Raw genomic sequence first — 16,809 nt, 5'->3', positions numbered from 1 at the left:
AAGGCTACGCTTACTGGTTGACGGGAGTGAGTCGTATGGCCCGACGCGACCTTCTGACAGGAGACGAGCGCCGAGCACTGTTCGGCGTACCGCTCGACCGCGCCTCGCTCGCCAAGTTCTACACCGTCATGCCCGAGCATCGGTCGCTGATCGAGGCGAGGCGTGGCGACGCCAACCGGCTTGGCTTCGCGCTCCACTTGGCGCTTCTGCAGTATCCAGGCTTTGGATTACGACACGACGAGGTGGTGCCCGACTTTCTGGCCCATTACATAGCGGACCAACTCGGCTTGCGATCGAGCACGCTGGCTGGCTATGCCCACCGCGCACAGACCCGGCTCGAGCACGCCTGGGAAGCAATGGGAAGTCTGGGCCTGCGCGGCTTCGAGCCCGGCGACGTGGGGCGCGCACTTGACGTCGCGACCGAGGCGGCGAGAGGAACCGAGCGCGGCATGGCCATTGCGACTGCGATCATCGACGACCTTCGCGCAGGCCGCATCGTTCTTCCGGCGCCAGCCCGCATCGAGCGGATCGGGATCGCAGGAAGGGCAAGGGCGCGCAAGCTCGCGGCCGACATCGTGGTGGCCGCACTCACGCCAGGGCAGGTCGGCGCCCTCGACGCTTTGCTGGTCGCCGATCAGAAAAGTGGGGTGACCCCGCTCGCGTGGTTGCGCGACACGGGCGACAGCCCATCCGCCCGAAATCTCGCCGGCATCCTCGCTCGCCTGTCCTACGTCCGCGGCATCGGCATCGACGCGCGGGTGGCCGAGAGCATCCACGAGCGCCGATTTCGCCAACTCGTACGTGAAGGAGCAGTTGCGCCGGCATTCCTCCTCTCGGACTATTCGCTCCGTCGCCGGCGAGCGACCTTGGCCGCGGCCATGATCGACCTTGAAGCCCGGCTCGCCGATGCCGCGATCGAGATGTTCGCCAAGCAGACCGGGCTCCTATTCGCCAAGGCGCGAGCCTCGCAAAAACGCCGCTACGAGGCGACCACCAAGGACGTCGGCCGCCTCATGCGAATGTTCGGATCGACGATCGGTACGCTTCGTGTCGCGCGCGAAGACGGGCTTGATCCTTGGTCTGCGCTCGAGACCGGCGTTGGCTGGGACCGGTTGATGGGTGTGGCCGATGAGGTGTCCGCGATCGCCGATCTCGCTCGTGACGAGCCGTTGGTCAGGGCGTCCGACAAGTACATGACGCTTCGTCGATATGCGCCGGCTTTCCTGGACGCATTCCGGTTCAAGGCCACGGGGTCGCGCGATGGCGTGCTCGCGGCCGTAAAGCTGGTGCGCGAGTTGAACGCGACCGGCAAGCGCGAGGTGCCGATCGACGCACCCATGCCATTCCCGAAGAGCTGGAAAGCCGCGATCACGGAGGGCGGAAGCATCGATCGGAGACGATATGAGACGGCAACCGTCGCTATGGTGCGCGAGCGGCTTGGCTCGGGAGACCTGTGGGTGGAGGGTACCCGCGACCACCTTCGCTTCGATGCCTATCTGCTGCCCCGCTCCGAGGCCGCAGCAATCGCCGGTAATCTGCCTTTCGACACCGACGTGGACCGCTACCTCGACGGACGTGCCAAGTTGCTCGACTGGCGGCTGCGCCGGTTCGGCAATGCACTGAAGCGCGGCACGCTCGACGGCGTCGAGCTGAGGGGCAACGAATTGCGCGTCACCCCGGTCGCGGCAACGACACCCGCGGCAGCCGACCAGCTCGATGCACTCGTTGATCGGATCATGCCTAAGGTCCGCATCACCGAGCTTCTGGCCGAGGTGGCGAGACGCACCGGCTTTGTGTCAGCTTTCCCCGAACTCCGTTCGGGGCGGACGCATCCCAATCCCGAGGCCCTTCTTGCGGCCATCCTGGCGGACGCGACCAATCTCGGGATCGAGCGAATGGCTAACGCCAGTCAGGGTATCAGTTACGCGCAGTTGGCGTGGACACACAGCTGGTATCTCTCGGACGAGAACTATGCGGGCGCGCTGCGCCACCTGATCGATGCGCAGGCCGCCCTGCCGCTCACCCGGCTCTGGGGAGACGGCACCACGTCGAGTTCGGATGGGCAGTTCTTCAGGAGCGGTCGCCGCGGGTCCGCCGGTAGCGTCAACCTGCATTACGGCTCGGAACCCGGGCAGAAGATCTATACCCACGTCGCCGACACCTATGCCCCGTTCCACGCCCGGCTGATCTCGGCGACCGCGGCCGAGGCGCCCTACGTCCTCAACGGTTTGGTCGCCCACGGAACCGGCATCGAACCGGCCACCCATTACGCCGACACCGGCGGCAGTTCCGACCATGTGTTCAGCCTGGCGCATCTGCTCGGTTTCCGGTTTGTCCCGCGCCTGCGCGACTTGGCAGACCGCAAGCTCGGCACATTCGAGGGCCAGAGTCGCTACCCTTCGCTGGCGCCCCTGATCGGCCGCCCGATCAACACCTCGGTGATCCGCGAGAGCTGGGACGAGCTGGTCCGTCTGGCCGCATCCATCAAGGCCCATGCCGTGCTGCCGTCGGTCATGCTGAAGAAGCTGGCCGCGCACCGCCGTCAGAACCGTCTCGATTTCGCGCTCCAGGAGGTGGGCCGCATCGAGCGCGCACTGTTCACAATCGACTGGTTGGAATCGAAGCAGCTCCGGCAGCAGTGCCAGGCCGGACTGAACAAGGGCGAAGCGCGGCATTTCCTCGCCCAGGCCGTCTTCGCGCACAAGCAGGGCCGGTTGCGGGATCGCACGTTCGAGGACCAGGCGCTCAAGGCATCGGGGCTGAACTTTGTCACCGCCGCCATCATCTATTGGAACACACTTTATATGGGCCGGGCAGTCGATCACCTACGCCGATCGGGCGAGCCTGCCCCCAACGAGTTGCTTGCGCATGTCGCGCCGCTGGGCTGGCGGCATATCAGCCTCACCGGCGACTATCTTTGGCAGAACACCGGCCATGGCGTCGATAACGACGGCTTCAGGCCGCTCAATCTTGGCGTCGAACCCATCGACCAAGTTGCATGAAGGGGGTCGAAGCTCATCTGACCCCGCAATGTTGCCTCTATGTTCAACTTACCGCTGTCCGTGTAACAAACCTTGAAGTGCCCCCTTCGTCGATCTATGGTCGTGAGGTCGTAAGCTTGGCTGGTCTTACAAGCGCCCCCATCTTCCGTCTGCGGGTGATGCCGTCTGTCGGGTACAAGGTCGTATACGCGGTCAGGACAACTCCCCGCGGGATAGATCTTCGTCGGACAGAAAATTCTATTCAATCACACGTCGAGGCCGATAAACTGCTCTATGGTTGTCTCCGGTCCGATGTTGCGTCCGGCTATGCGGTCGTGAATCCGTATTTCATCCTATCGGGGGCAACCCCCGTCAAACACATCGCAATCGCCCCGGGGCGCGTTACCCCGCGAAACTCTGTATAATCGCAAGGGCCGCAGGATGGATGCCGAACAGGCGGGTTGCCCTGTGCCAAAAGTCATCATTGGCGGTGGGCAGGGCCGCCGATTCTTGTATTGGCAAGTCCGGACAGATACCATCATTATTTGCTCATAAGGGCTGAGGCTTGACTCCCAGCTTCTGTCCATCCCAGTCCAAGCGACTTCTGTATGGCAACATAGCTGGCGGTGAGGGCCGCAACCGCACTGTGCAGGTTTGCCTCTGCAAGCCGCTGCTGGCGGTCAGCCTCAAGAGCGTCGCCTCTCGAAATGACCTGCCGCGCATAGCGCTGCCGCATCAGCGTTGCCGCTTCATCTGCTGACCGCTTGATTTCGGCAAAAGCGGCGACGTTTCGCCTTTGCTGTGCAAAGCGCGCAAGCGACGTCTCCGCATCCTCAAGCGCGCCGAGCACTACCTGCCGATATTGTGCCTCGGCTTCATCGCGACCAGAGCGTGCCTGTGATATCGCCGCTGACGTTCGTCCAAAATCGAGCAAGCCCCATTGCAGCTGAGGGACGGCGATGTTGGAAATATTGCCCAGATCTACCAGGTCTCCGATCGACGTGCCGCCAATCCCGAGAATCCCCATGAAGCTGATTTTCGGAAAACGAGCTGCTTCCGCGACTCCTATCCGGGAAGTTGTGGCAGCGAGACTGCGCTCCGCAGCGCGGATGTCGGGACGGCGACGCAGGAGCGCCGAAGGGTCTCCGATCGACACCCGCGCAGGGGGCATCGGGATATCGCGCCGTGGCGTCAATAGCGGATCGAGAGATCCCGGCGCTTCACCGGCGAGAACCGCTAGCGCATTCATATATATTACGATCTCAGCATCGGCTGCGGCGAGATCGCTGATCGTGGCCTGAACCGCGCGGTTCGCTTGGCCGACAGTAAAGGCCGGGATTGTGCCTTGCCCGAAACGCTGCCGGGCTAGGGCGAGCTGCTGCCGCTGAATGTCGAGACCTTCGCGAAAAGCGGCGGCGCGCTGCTGCCGGTCACGAAGATTGGTATAGGTCTGCGCGACTTCAGCGCTGAGCTGGACCTTTGCGTCTGCAACATTATACGCCGCTGCCGCCGCCAGCGCGTTTGCCGCTTCGATTTTTCGCACCTGCCCGCCCGCGAGATCTATTTCCCAGTTTGCGTTCAGACCAAGGTTGTAGAAACGCAGAGACGTGTCCGCATCCTGGGCGGATGAAGGCGCCGGAACAGGTGTGGGTGTAGTACTTCCTTGACTGGTCTGGAGATCGATCCCGGGAAGATCGGCAAATATGGCCGTGCCCTGAGCACCAGCCGTCGGCAGGCGGTTTGCTCGCTCCTGGCGTACAGACGCACGGGCTTGGCGAAGTCGGGCCTGCGCAACATCAATCGAGGGATTCGCGACAAGAGTGCGCCGCTCGAGCTCATCGAGAACCGGATCTTGCAGCGTCGCCCACCATTCGGCGAGTTCAGGCTCGCTGGTCGATGCATCTGCTGGTTGACGAACGAATGTTGGCCGCGGCGCGGCTTGGCCGAGCTCTGGTGGTCCGGAATAGTCCGGGCCGACCACACATCCACCAAGGAGCAGCGGAAGGATGAGACCACTTAACTTTGCCATTACCACCTCAATGCATCGTCAGCGACATCCCCTTGGGGAGCGGGCGAAGGAAAAACACGAACGGGAGCGTCACAAAAGTCGCTACCGCCATCGTCAAAAATATGTCGTTATAGGTCATGACGAACGCCTGCTGCTGAATAGTGCCAGCGAGCGACTGAAGGCCGGCGTCCATATTTCCCAGAGTATGAGACATCCCCGCGATATACTCCTGCACGCTTGGATCGTTTGCCCACAGCGTTTCCTCCATCCGTCGGCTGTGGAGTGACATGCGCTGGTCCTGGAACGACGTCAGGGCCGCCAGAGCGAATGAGCCACCGAGGTTTCGCGCAGCATTGAAGATGCCCGAGGCATCTCCAGCATCCTCCTTGCTGACTGAGGTAATGGCGGCTTGGTTCAGAAAGAGCATGACAAAGATCATCCCCACCCCGCGCAGCAGCTGACCGGTAGTAAAGGCTTCGCCTGCGGATTCCACTGTGAGACTGGTGTTCACAAAGCAGCTAGCAGCCATAAGCGCGAGGCCAGCACCAACGGCCAGCCTGATGTCGACAAACCGCATCAGAAACGGTACGAATGGCATCACAAAGAAGGCAGGAACGCCCATGAGAAAAATGACCTGTCCGGTCTCGAGGGCATTATAGTCGGCGATAAGCGACAGGAATTGCGGGATGACGAAGGTCGATCCGTACATCACCATGCCCAGCGCTAGCGCCATTATAACGACGCTGCCGAACTGTCTGCTCATGACGATTCGCAACTTAAGGACGGGCTTTGTTGCCCGGATCTGTCCGATCCCCAACATCACAAACCCTGCTACTGTTATAAACGTCAGCCGGATGATAAGCGTCGATTCGAACCAGTCTTCACGGTGCCCCTCCTCGAGCACGATCGTCAGTCCTCCAAGGCCAAGGATCAGGCCTATAATACCCAACCAGTCGGCCTCGCGAAGATAGACCCAATTCGTACGTTCGTGCGGCAGGCCGAGCAACAGGAGCAAGAGGAGTATCCCGCAGACCGGCACATTGACGAAGAAGGCATAATGCCAGCTCAAATTTTCCGTCAGCCAGCCACCGAGCAAGGGGCCAAGAACGGGCCCCAAGATTACTGTCATTCCGAAAAGGGCCATCCCGATAGGCTGCTGGGGTGGCGGGAGTCGCTTTGCGACAATCGTCATGGCGGTCGGTATCAGCAGCCCTCCCATAAGGCCCTGCCCGGTTCGTCCGATGATCATCGTCATAAGGTCGGTGGCGATGCCGCATAGGATGGAGAACCCGGTAAAGGCAGTCACGGAAATGAGAAGGAGGGTTCTCAGTCCCAAAAGCCGCTCCAGCCAAGCGCTCAGCGGAATGACGACGATCTCGGCAACGAGAAAGGCGGTGGCGATCCACGTTCCCTCAGTGCCGGTTGCTCCGATTTCGCCTTGGATCGTTGGCAGTGCCGAGTTGACGATCGAGATGTCGAGGGTCGCCAGCAGTGCGCCGAGCGAGCCGGCAGCCACAGCGATCCAAGCGGTCAAGTCCGCACGCGCGGAACGAGCTGCGTCTGGAGATGCTGTGACCGTGACCACTGTCAACGCTTCCGGCTTACGGCCTGACGGAGTCGATCCATCTCTCCTCTGGCTGAACGCGTATCGACCGTTACTCCAACCGACATTCCCGGCACAAGGAGCCTGCGCACTTCGAGAGGAGCATCGATTGCAATGCGTACAGGCACGCGCTGTACGATCTTTGTGAAGTTTCCGGTCGCATTCTGGGGGGGGAGCACCGAGAACTGGGCGCCCGTGCCAGGAGCGACACTGGCAATACGCCCGGTCAGTTCGACGCCAGGGAGCGCATCGATTTCGATGCCAACAGGCTGGCCGACGCGCATAAGCCCCAGTTGAGTCTCTTTGAAATTCGCCTCTATGAACAATCGATCGACAGGAACCAGTGTCATCAGGCGCGTACCGGGCTGCACGAATTGCCCGACACGGACAGCCAGGTCGCCCACACGGCCATTGATGGCAGCCTTAAGCACTGTCGATTCGACGTTGACGCGCGCCACCTTGAGTTGGGCACGCGCGGCCTCTGCTTGCGACTGGGCCTGACGTACCTGCGCGCTCAGTGTACCGACACGCCGTTGCGCGGCAATCAGCGCGGCATGCGCAGCATTGGTTCGCTCGCGAGCTTGCCGTGCCTGCGTCTGAAGCTGCGCGAAACGCTCCCCTGGCTCGGCGCCGGATGCGGCAAGCGGCTGATATCGCGTAACCTGCTGTGCGGCGAAAGCAGCCTCGGCGCGCGCCGCGTCGAGCTGGGCTTGCGCTTGCGCTATGGTTGCCTGTTGTTCGGAAATCTGAGAGCGCGTCGTATCCCCCGCAGCCGTTGCCGTTTCGATCTGGCTGGTAATCTGTTCAGTCTGCGCCCGATATTCGCGGGGATCGAGTTCAGCTAGAGACTGCCCCTGCCGAACCGTCTGATTCTCGATAACGAACACCCGTTCAACATATCCGGCGATCTTGGGCGCTGTGATGACGGAATCCGCCGCAACATAGGCGTTGTCGGTCACCTGCATGTATCGGCCCCGGTTCTGATGATCCAAGTACCAGACAAGGCCACCAATGAGCAGCAAGATCGCGCTAATGAGCATCGCCAGGCGAACGCGTGGCGATTTAAGCGGGGACGCTGCCGATTCGCCGAGGCCCTCAGGATCCGCCGAAGCAGTGGCCGACTTGTCCGCCATATAAATTACAATTCCCCATGATGCGCGGTGCGGTTCTGCTCTTGCAGCATTAAAGGGCGCTCGGCAATTGCATATTATATGGAACCTCAGCGTTTACGCCCCTATCATTCGCTCTTGCCCGACGCCGCTGGACCGGTACTAACCATCAGCCGCCCTATCAGGCTGTAGCTCCCCCCAACTTCACGTCAGAATCAGAATATACCGAGGAACGATTTGTTAAGCTGGGGCACAAATACAGAAGCTGAACGCGCATGATGCCCACCATTTCGGCGAGAAGATTACTGGTGCCTACAGGACGGTCGATAAAAACTGAGCCGAGATCCGATGTCCAGGTTCAATCCGCGCAACGATGGGCTATCGTGATATGAGCAGCGCCATCCGAAAATTGCCGTGCCACTTTGATTGGATGGGTGCCGTCACCTTGTCCGACAGCGATATTATGGGCGGTCTCGACCGCTAGTACTTTCTTGTTAGTCTCGCCGGAGTTATTGCCCTGCAATGCCAAGCTCACGAGATAATGCGCAGCCTCACACAGCGGCATTGAATTCAATAGCGTCAGCTTTCGTCGTTAATTTTTACTACCCGGACAGCGCCGTGCGAGCGCTGTTCCACGAAGAAAGCCGCGGCGCGCGAAGCCGGCGTCGATTGCTGACGCCAGGCGTCTTTCGGCCGGAGCTGCGCCCGAAATCTCCCGAACTAAGCCCCGAAACGGTATGATTGTGTTAACAATAGTTTTTCCTCCAGCCTCGGCTAGCCGACCAGGCCTGTTCTCTTTTTTGTTGTTGCCGACGGCAAAATCAGGTCCGAGGACGCTATCGAGCTCCGTGGTTGCGGCCTTGATCTGCGCACAGGATTTCAAACCGGAGAGGCCATATGGATTTTCTTGCGCTCTTTCCAGAATAACTGGAATTTCAGTTTTGGCCGCGCCAATATCTTTCGCCGGCTGAGTGACGATTTCCCGACCGCGGTCAACTGTCTCATCTTTTCTGGCGGGTTGCTCGGGGCTTTGTCCAAGAGCCGCCATGGCAAAAATAAGTATCATCATCCGCCAAATATCCTGAAGACAAGGTTGAAAGCATAAACACGACCGCTGTGGGGTTCACTGTTGCCGCGCTTGAAATAACAGCAGATGCCCACAAGGGCATGACGATCACATTGAGTGGCGCCCGTGAAGAACGGGCGCCACTATGATCATTGACCGCCGGTCAATGCTGAAGGAAGAAGTGCCTTCCCGTTGGTGAGTTCTTGCTCAAGTGTGGGAACGGCGGTGCCCGCGACTTGCTTCAAGGCTGGGTCGGTGCCGTCTTGCGCATAGCCTTTGTTGATGGCCCATGCCGCCTGCAGTACCTGGGCGGACTGGGATAGATAAAGATTATCGAAGCTGCCGCGCGGCGTCTTCTGGAGCAGCTTCACGAGTGCGGCTCTGTCGGAGGAAAGCGATGACGATGGCGCTTTTATCGTCCGCTGATCGTTGCGCAGCGCCGCCATGAGAGCTTTCTGGGCGATTTGCGCTTCTGTCTGAACACGTTTGGCATAAGCCTTCACATCGTCACGCTGGGCCTTGGTCACGGCGAGCTGCGCCGCTTTTATTTGATAGAGGTTCGCATCCGATGCAGCCATCACAAACGCTGGCTCATTCTGTCCAGCTATCGGTGTCGTGCCGGTATCCATGCTCGACATTGAACCTGTGTTCGTTGGCGAAACAGCTTGGGCAAGAGCCCCTGAACCTGAAAGCGCTAGCGCGCCCGCGGCCATAATGACTTTCAGCATAGTACCTTCTCCGTAGAATAGATTGCGAGCGGTCAAGTGGCCGCATCACGTTAAACGTGACCACGTCGTAACGATGCTGTTGGATAATCGTTCCACCATCACCCGCATTGCATAAATTGAATTGTCAAATCAATAGCAATTGAATCGGCAGCAGATTCCATTGGCTAATCGGATAGAAATATTAGGAATTGCAAGATTTGACTTATCACATGGTCGATATGCTATCGCTTATTAAGACCTGGAACCCGATATTCACTATCTTACTTAATTTGGCTCCGATCGGGTCGGTCCTTCAAATAAAAACAAAACTCGTAGATACCTACGAAGGTATCCGGCGCATGGCGATTTTGTACATGCAATTACGCCCGAAAGTTGCTGAGATCGGCGACAGGCTCATGATCAATTTATCTCCTGCTTGCGATCCATCCGATCCTTGGATGTATCTAGCGCGCGCTCTGTGGAATGCTTCCGCGCTGTATCCGCGGACCAATCCGTCAATTCTGTGGTTGAGCGAGCTACTGCACGATCGAAAGCGGCGACTATCCCACTTGTGGTATTTGCGGAAGCTGGCTCCTGCACCAAGAAGCGCTTGGCCTCGACGGGACGACGATCAGAAAGATCAAACAGGGTTGCATCGCCTTCGATAATGACAGTGGGCGGTGCTTTTTCACCCCCATCTAGGGCATACCTTGCTTCGAATCGCTCGATATCAATCTGCAGCGCATGCGATGCCCCGGTGGCGTTTCTCACGCCCGTCAGGCGCACGTCAGGTGCCCGCGCCGCATATTGACGCATCAGCGCCTGGGTGAAAAGATCGGGGACCGGCGCCACCCAACGAACCCCCTTGAGGTAGAGCGCACGCTCCCCCCGCGTGGTGAGCATGCGATCGCCCTCCACCTCCTGCGAGAACCGGGGGCGAAGCAGAGATACAGAGCGAGTCGGGAGCGCACCCTGCATCCCGGTGACGGGCGTGGGGTCAACCACGCCAAACCTGAAAAGGTCAGCGCGCTCGCCGCCGCCTAGCAGGTTTCCACAGCTAGCCAGCAGCAAGGCGCTCGACAGAAGTGCAAAAGTCCGATTCCTGGTTGATAATGTCACTTAGGCAACTCCAGTTCAGTACCCCGGCTTTTGGCCAGAGCTTCGCGGGGACTTTGTCGGATCCCGCGAATTAGCCCGTCCAGCGATTCAGCTGTTTCTTGCAATGTCAGCATAGTCGCATTGATATTAGGGATCGTGGTCGTGCCGATATCGGCGCTTTGCGTGTCGAGTTTGGCGATCACGCCGCGAGCCTCATGAACTGCCGATTTGAGCTCGTTTGCCGCTTGGGAGATGTCGGCGAAGGCGCGCTTGCCATCGCCATCGGCAATCTGCCGAACGGACGAGGCCGCGCCCTGAATATCGTCAGCCGCCCGATCCAGTTTGGCGAGCGCAGAACCGGCATGGGCGAACATGGTCCGATTGGCCGCCAGTTCCGCCGTAGTCATTCGGACATCGCGAATGGCGCCGCCGATGTTGGCGATATTACGGTCAGACAGGACCTTGTTCACACGGCTCAGTGCCTCGGTCGCGCTTGCCACCACCTGTCCGCCGCCTTGCAGCAACGAAGACATAGCGTTGGGCTTGCTGGGGATGACAGGTCGCTTACCGTGATCATTGGTCTTGAGAAGGGGCTTGCTCGGCGTGCCAGCGCTGATTTGAACGATGCTGACCCCTGAGATGCCCTGACTTTCAGAGGATGCGACCGAATCTTCGCGGACCGGTGTCCCGCGCGTCAGTTCGATATCCGTGATAACACGGTTGGGGTCGCGTTGGTCGAGGCGGATTCCGCCGATTTCCCCGACCTTGATGCCGTTGAACTGCACTTCGCCTCCAACGCTTAAGCCTCTGACCGGCCCATGAAACACGATCTGGTAAGAATCACTTCCTTTGGCCGAACCGCCGAGCCAGACAACAAAAACAAGCGTGGCGATAAGCAACGCGATGGAGGCGGCGCCTACCAGAGCATAGTTGGCATGGCGTTCCATCAGCTTTCTTTCTCTTTTTTGGCGGCACGGCCTCGCGGTCCCAGAAGATAGCTCCGGATCCACGGGTGATCTGACCGTTCAAGTTCTTTGATCGTTGCAACAGCGGCGATTTTCTTGTCAGCGACAACCGCAACGCGGTCGCAAATCGCGTACAGAGTATCGAGGTCGTGGGTGATTATGAACACGGTGAAGCCAAGAGCATCCCGCAATGTTCTGATAAGATCATCGAATTCGGCTGCAGCAATTGGATCGAGGCCGGCAGTCGGCTCGTCGAGAAAGAGGATATCCGGATCCAGCGCGATTGCGCGGGCTACCCCCGCGCGCTTGCGCATTCCGCCAGATAGCTCGGCAGGCTTCAAGCAGCCTGCATCTTCCGGCAAACCAGCAAGCTTGATCTTCAGCCTTGCAAGATCGTGCACATACTCATGTGTGAGTTTCGTATGTTCTAGAAGTGGCGCCTCGACATTTTCCTGTACGGTGAGAAAGGAGAATAATGCGCCTTGCTGGAACATCACCCCAATCCGACGCTCGACTTCACTGTGCGCTTGCGGATCGCGGATGTCCTGCCCGAATATCTCGACGGATCCGCCATCGGGCTGCTTGAGGCCCAGGATAGTGTTGAGCAGCACCGACTTACCGGAACCCGATCCGCCAACCACACCCAATATCTCACCGCGCTTGACCTCAAGGCCGAGATCCTCATGGATGACCTTGTCGCCAAAAGCCGTGCGCAGGCCTTTGACGCGAATGGGCACGTCTTCGGCATCGGTTTCCAGAGGCGCGCTCACAGATCGAGCGCCATGAAGATCACCGCGAAAATCGCATCGAACATAATGACCATGAAGATTGACTGGACGACCGCGGATGTCACATTTTGACCAAGGCTTTGGACATCGCCGCCGACCATAAGGCCATGCCGACAGCCCGCAGCAGCGATGATCAGAGCCAGAAACGGCGCTTTGCACATGCCTATCCAGAAATGCTTAATGTCTACCGTTTCGAGCGTACGCTGGATGAAAAAGACCGGGCTGATATCAATCGTCACCCAACTGACCAACAGTCCGCCAGCAAGACCGCCGATATCCGCGCAGAAGGTCATGAGAGGCATCATGAGAAGCGCGGCTAATATGCGCGGGATTACCAGCGCATCGAAACGGTCCACACCCATAACCTGCATCGCATCGGTTTCCTGGTTCATCCGCATCGAACCGATCTGAGCGGCAAAGGAAGATGCGGAACGTCCAGACAGAAGGATGGCGGTGATCACTACGCCGAACTCGCGCAGGATGGCCACGCCCACCAACTGGATCGTGAACACCTCAACGCCAAGCGTTGTCAAAAGGTTGGTGCCAACAAGCGCAATGACCGCGCCGATGAAGAAGGTCATGATAAAAACTATCGGAAGCCCATTAATGCCCGCGTCCTGCATGAAAGCGACAAGCGGCGTCATGCGCAATCGGCGAGGATTGCCAAGCGTACGGCCGAGCGCGATAATAAGCTGTCCAGTGAACACCAGCATCTGGTAGGCGTCACCGGCGGTCCCGATTACCTGACGGCCGAAGCGCTCGAAAAATCCTAGAACACCAGTGACGCCAGCCTTACCGGACGACTCTTGTTCAAGGGCAGGTCGAACAAGGTCTATCAGCCTTTGCAAATCCTCTCTTTCGCCAAAGTCAATTTCGGCGCCTGGAGCCATGGACCGCAAAAGTAGGAGGGCACCAGCAGTGTCGATCCGCCCTAGAGCAGAAAGATCGAGACGCTGCACGTCTAGACTCCTGGCCGCCTGGGCATCCAGGCGCCCTTCCGCATCGCCCAAAGCAAGCGAAGTCCAGTCACCGCTCACATGCAGAGTCTGGCCGCCACCCTCGTCAATATGCCAATCTGCCGCGATCATCGCACTGGCAGCATGGGAATTGAACAGCGGACGATTTCGGCTGCTGCTGGCATCAACGCCACGCAGCGCATATCTTGAACTACGCCATGGTCAAGCATTGGGGTCTCACGATGACGATCGAGCAATGGCGCGCCAAAGGCCAAGAGCGGTCAGCTTCGTCGCAGTCATAACTTTATCCTCTCCTCTTGCCATGCCATCAAAGATTGAGCAAGGACATAACATATGGAACCTCAGGAAGTTCATTTGCGCGCGCTCGCGACGGCCTTTGGCTGGACCTGGTACAGAATGCGGCGGCTGATCGACGCGCACCTTGCGTCCCAAGGTGCATCGATGGCCCGTCTTAAGCTGCTAGTATATCTCGCCGAGCAACCCAGCCGCTCAACCGATATTGCAAGCTTCTTCGATCAGGCCCCGCGCACGGTAACCCAGGCGATTGACTGGTTGGAGCAGAATGGTCTGGTCACACGCTCGCCCGTTGAAGAGGACCGCCGTGTAAAGCTCGTGGAAATCACGGACGCAGGCAGGGCGATGCTGGAGCAGGCCCTGCCACTCTACGATGGCATTGTGGCAAAGACCTTCGGCAGCTTGACCGCGGAAGAACTGGAAGCATTGGATAGGGCGATCCTTCACCTCGACAAGGTCGTGGATCAACTCGAAACGCAAGCTGGCTTCCGCCAAGGTCGGGTCCCCACGCTCAAGGCACATAACGATGGCTGATCCTCATTTGATGGACGGGCCTGAAGCGGTCGCATTGAAGGAGCGGGAGCGGTTCGCACAAATCCTGCTTCTGTTCGGGCGACATGGCCTCAAGGGAATGGCCTCCCGGCTAGGTCTCAGACTGGGTGGTGAGGAACCATTTGATAGCGCTCGACCAGAAGCAGTCGTTGCGCTGCTGCAAGATATCGGTCCTGCGGCGGTCAAGTTCGGGCAGATTCTTGCAATGCGAAGTGATCTGTTGGAGCCCGATTGGATCGATGCGCTTTCGAAACTTCAGGACCGGGTTCCGCCGCTGCCGTTCGCCACCGTGCGACCACTTATCGAAGAGGCGATCGGCGGAACTGTGGAAAGCTATTTCGCCTCGTTTGAAGACGAAGCGATTGCGGCCGGCTCGATCGCTCAGGTCCATGCAGCAACGCTGCTCGACGGCCGGGACGTTATCGTCAAGGTCCGTCGTCCCGGGATCGAGCGGATTGTCGACGCCGACCTTCGGCTGCTGCGCCGCGTCGCCCGGATCGCAGAGCGCCGCATCCCCGAGATCGCGCGACTCAAGCCGGACGAACTGCTGCGCCACTTCGCTGAAAGTATCGATCGGGAAATGGACCTCGGCGCGGAAGCTCGCGCCAGCGATACGATCGGAGAGTATCTCAAAGCTTTCGGCGTGCGAACGGCTCGCTTCGACTGGGAGTTGTCCGGCAGGCGTGTCAACATACAGGAGCGGTTTCGAGGCCTCGCGGCAAGCGATCTGGAGGCGGCACGGCAGGGCGACCTTGATCTCACGAGCCTCGCCAGCACCTATGCGCAGGCGATCCTCCACATGATCGTCATCAATGGTCATTTCCACGCCGATCCCCACCCCGGCAACGTCTTTTTCCTGGAGGACGGAACGCTGGCGCTTATCGACTTCGGAGCGGTGGGGACGCTTCTGCCGAGACGCCGGGAGGAATTGGTACGGCTTGGCCTGGCGATCGCGGCGGCGGACACAAGCGGGGTCGTCGATATTCTGCTGCTTTGGGCGGGCGACCCTGATGTTGACCGTGTCAGGCTGGAAGAGGCCCTGGACGAACTGATCAACCGTTTCAGCAATGTTCTGCTGGAGCAAATTGACCTTACCGACATTTTCAAGATGGTCTTTGCGATACTGCGCGACTTTCATCTCGCGCTCCCGCCCGATCTGGCACTGGTGCTCCGGACGCTGCTCACAGCAGAGGGATTTGTCCGGCGCATCGATCCGACATTTGACATCACTCGAGAACTGGCTCCGCTGGCAAAGGAACTGATGCGCGAGCGAACGAGTCCTGCGCGATTGCGTGGCGAAGCGGGCAAGCTATTTGCAGCGCTTGGAAGAGCCGCCTTGTCAACGCCGAGCCTGGTGGGACAGATCGAGAGAGTTGCGCGTACCGGGTCTATCACCGTCAGTATCGCACCCAGGGATCTTGAACGATTGCGCGGCGATGAGCGCAACAGCAGAGCCACTCCCCAGCTCTACCCCGCAGCATTGGGAATATGTGCTGCAATCCTTTTCGCCTCGGAACCGATGATCGCCGGGCTGCTGGCGGTGCTTTCCATTGCCCTGGCAATTGGCGAACGAGTGAAGCGGCGATGATCACGTTCCAAATCTCGCGAAAAGTCAAAGCTTATTTGTCGCGCTGCCGGCTCCAGGATTTCTAGGTCGCATGGAAACGCGTTCGAACTGGTTGAAGGTGAGCCTTGTTGTCGGCCTGCTCATAGCCGCCGTCATTGGGTTCACCCTGTGGCTCATCCAGTCGCGTGAGGCTGACGGGGCCACGTATGAGGTGCAGTTTAAACAATCGGTCGACGGCGTTCAAATCGGATCGGGCGTCAACCTTCTTGGTGTTCCCGTCGGGAAAGTAACCCAGGTCCGGCTCCAACCTTCAAATCCGGGTACGGTGATGGTCCGGTTCGTCCTTACCAAGGACATCTTACTCCATCGCGGCGTGACAGCGTCGATCGATAAATCATTCTTCGATGGATCGGCAGAAATAAGCCTGGCGGGAAGCAACAAGCGTGAACCGGCACTTACAGTTCAAGCGGGACAGCCATTCCCGCTTGTGCCAGTGAAGACCGGCGGTCTCCTGAGCGGTGATCTCAATCCAGGCGAGATGATCGCCAAGATATCGTCAGGTGCCGAGAGCATCTCAAAGAAGCTGGACCCTGCCGGTCAGCGATCAATCGAGGAACGTCTTGGCCAACTCGCGCTGCGCTCGCGGGACTGGAAAAGCGATGCCAGTCAAATCGCGGCGGAGGTCCTGCAGGAAGACAGGATCCATTCTCTAGGGAATGTGATGGCTCGGGCGGGAGACGACGCGGAGAGGCTTCGCCTGAGGCTCGAGGCATCGCGGGGCGGTCTTCGCGACAGCCTCGGCCGGCCCTTGCATGATGCCGAAGGCAAGGCCCGGTCTCTGGGCCTATCCATTGCACACGCACGGCCCCGGATCAGGCAATTGGAAGGGGATGCGCAACAAATCGCCGAAACCGCCCGCTCCGTTCGCGAACCAGTTCGACGCGTGGGCGATGCGGCCAAGAAGATTGACCGGGAAGGCTTGGGATCTCCCAAACTACCTGACTACCGGCCCACGACTGAGGAACGGAAATAGATGATCGCGATCGACCGCTCAGGAACGGACCAACCCTCGTCTTCATGCACAGGCGCGCAAT

General features: G+C 59.3%; 13 protein-coding genes. 4 read left to right on the top strand and 9 right to left on the bottom strand.

From position 1 onward, the window contains the following. The first annotated feature begins 35 nt into the window (after positions 1–35). Positions 36–3,002 carry a Tn3 family transposase gene (locus SAB01S_RS12675; protein WP_021224430.1) on the top strand — a complete coding sequence of 989 codons (2,967 nt, stop codon included), beginning with the start codon at positions 36–38 and terminating at the stop codon, positions 3,000–3,002. A gap of 520 nt (positions 3,003–3,522) precedes the next feature. Here the strand turns inward: SAB01S_RS12675 and SAB01S_RS12670 are convergent. From SAB01S_RS12670 to SAB01S_RS12630, 9 genes are all read right to left on the bottom strand, one after another. After that, entirely contained in the window at positions 3,523–5,010 is a 1,488-nt protein-coding gene (locus SAB01S_RS12670) for an efflux transporter outer membrane subunit (RefSeq protein ID WP_050763085.1), read from the bottom strand. A gap of 7 nt (positions 5,011–5,017) precedes the next feature. Further along, entirely contained in the window at positions 5,018–6,523 is a 1,506-nt protein-coding gene (locus SAB01S_RS12665; protein WP_009824031.1) for an MDR family MFS transporter, read from the bottom strand. A gap of 53 nt (positions 6,524–6,576) precedes the next feature. Continuing rightward, positions 6,577–7,725 (bottom strand): HlyD family secretion protein, encoded by a 1,149-nt coding sequence (locus SAB01S_RS12660; protein ID WP_009824032.1) that lies wholly within the window; start codon positions 7,723–7,725, stop codon positions 6,577–6,579. A gap of 568 nt (positions 7,726–8,293) precedes the next feature. Next, entirely contained in the window at positions 8,294–8,767 is a 474-nt protein-coding gene (locus SAB01S_RS18120) for a hypothetical protein (protein WP_009824033.1), read from the bottom strand. Between the two features lie 149 nt (positions 8,768–8,916). Then, entirely contained in the window at positions 8,917–9,495 is a 579-nt protein-coding gene (locus tag SAB01S_RS12650) for a DUF4142 domain-containing protein (protein WP_225870697.1), read from the bottom strand. Between the two features lie 399 nt (positions 9,496–9,894). Then, positions 9,895–10,479 (bottom strand): ABC-type transport auxiliary lipoprotein family protein, encoded by a 585-nt coding sequence (locus SAB01S_RS12645; RefSeq protein ID WP_186378984.1) that lies wholly within the window; start codon positions 10,477–10,479, stop codon positions 9,895–9,897. 110 nt (positions 10,480–10,589) lie between these two features. Further along, entirely contained in the window at positions 10,590–11,519 is a 930-nt protein-coding gene (locus tag SAB01S_RS12640) for an MlaD family protein (protein WP_009824036.1), read from the bottom strand. Continuing rightward, positions 11,519–12,307 carry an ABC transporter ATP-binding protein gene (locus tag SAB01S_RS12635; protein WP_009824037.1) on the bottom strand — a complete coding sequence of 263 codons (789 nt, stop codon included), beginning with the start codon at positions 12,305–12,307 and terminating at the stop codon, positions 11,519–11,521. The genes SAB01S_RS12640 and SAB01S_RS12635 overlap by 1 nt, the downstream gene beginning before the upstream one ends. Then, positions 12,304–13,413, bottom strand: a complete 1,110-nt coding sequence (locus SAB01S_RS12630; protein ID WP_031291247.1) for an ABC transporter permease — start codon at positions 13,411–13,413, stop codon at positions 12,304–12,306. The genes SAB01S_RS12635 and SAB01S_RS12630 overlap by 4 nt, the downstream gene beginning before the upstream one ends. A 222-nt stretch (positions 13,414–13,635) precedes the next feature. Here SAB01S_RS12630 and SAB01S_RS12625 point away from each other — a divergent pair, with 222 nt between their 5' ends. The 3 genes from SAB01S_RS12625 (at position 13,636) to SAB01S_RS12615 (ending at position 16,748) form a co-directional block, all read left to right on the top strand. Continuing rightward, positions 13,636–14,130: a MarR family winged helix-turn-helix transcriptional regulator gene (locus SAB01S_RS12625; protein WP_009824040.1), complete on the top strand. Its 495-nt coding sequence runs from the start codon at positions 13,636–13,638 to the stop codon at positions 14,128–14,130. Next, positions 14,123–15,736, top strand: coding sequence for an ABC1 kinase family protein (locus SAB01S_RS12620; RefSeq protein ID WP_009824041.1), 1,614 nt, complete (start codon positions 14,123–14,125; stop codon positions 15,734–15,736). The genes SAB01S_RS12625 and SAB01S_RS12620 overlap by 8 nt, the downstream gene beginning before the upstream one ends. A gap of 70 nt (positions 15,737–15,806) precedes the next feature. Further along, entirely contained in the window at positions 15,807–16,748 is a 942-nt protein-coding gene (locus SAB01S_RS12615; protein ID WP_009824042.1) for an MlaD family protein, read from the top strand. Positions 16,749–16,809: the final 61 nt, after the last annotated feature.

The organism is Sphingobium abikonense NBRC 16140 (assembly GCF_001598335.1).
In the GTDB taxonomy this organism is placed as follows: Bacteria; Pseudomonadota; Alphaproteobacteria; order Sphingomonadales; family Sphingomonadaceae; genus Sphingobium; species Sphingobium abikonense.
The sequence above is the reverse complement of the archived record's forward strand: the minus strand, read 5'-3'. Positions and strand labels throughout refer to the sequence as shown.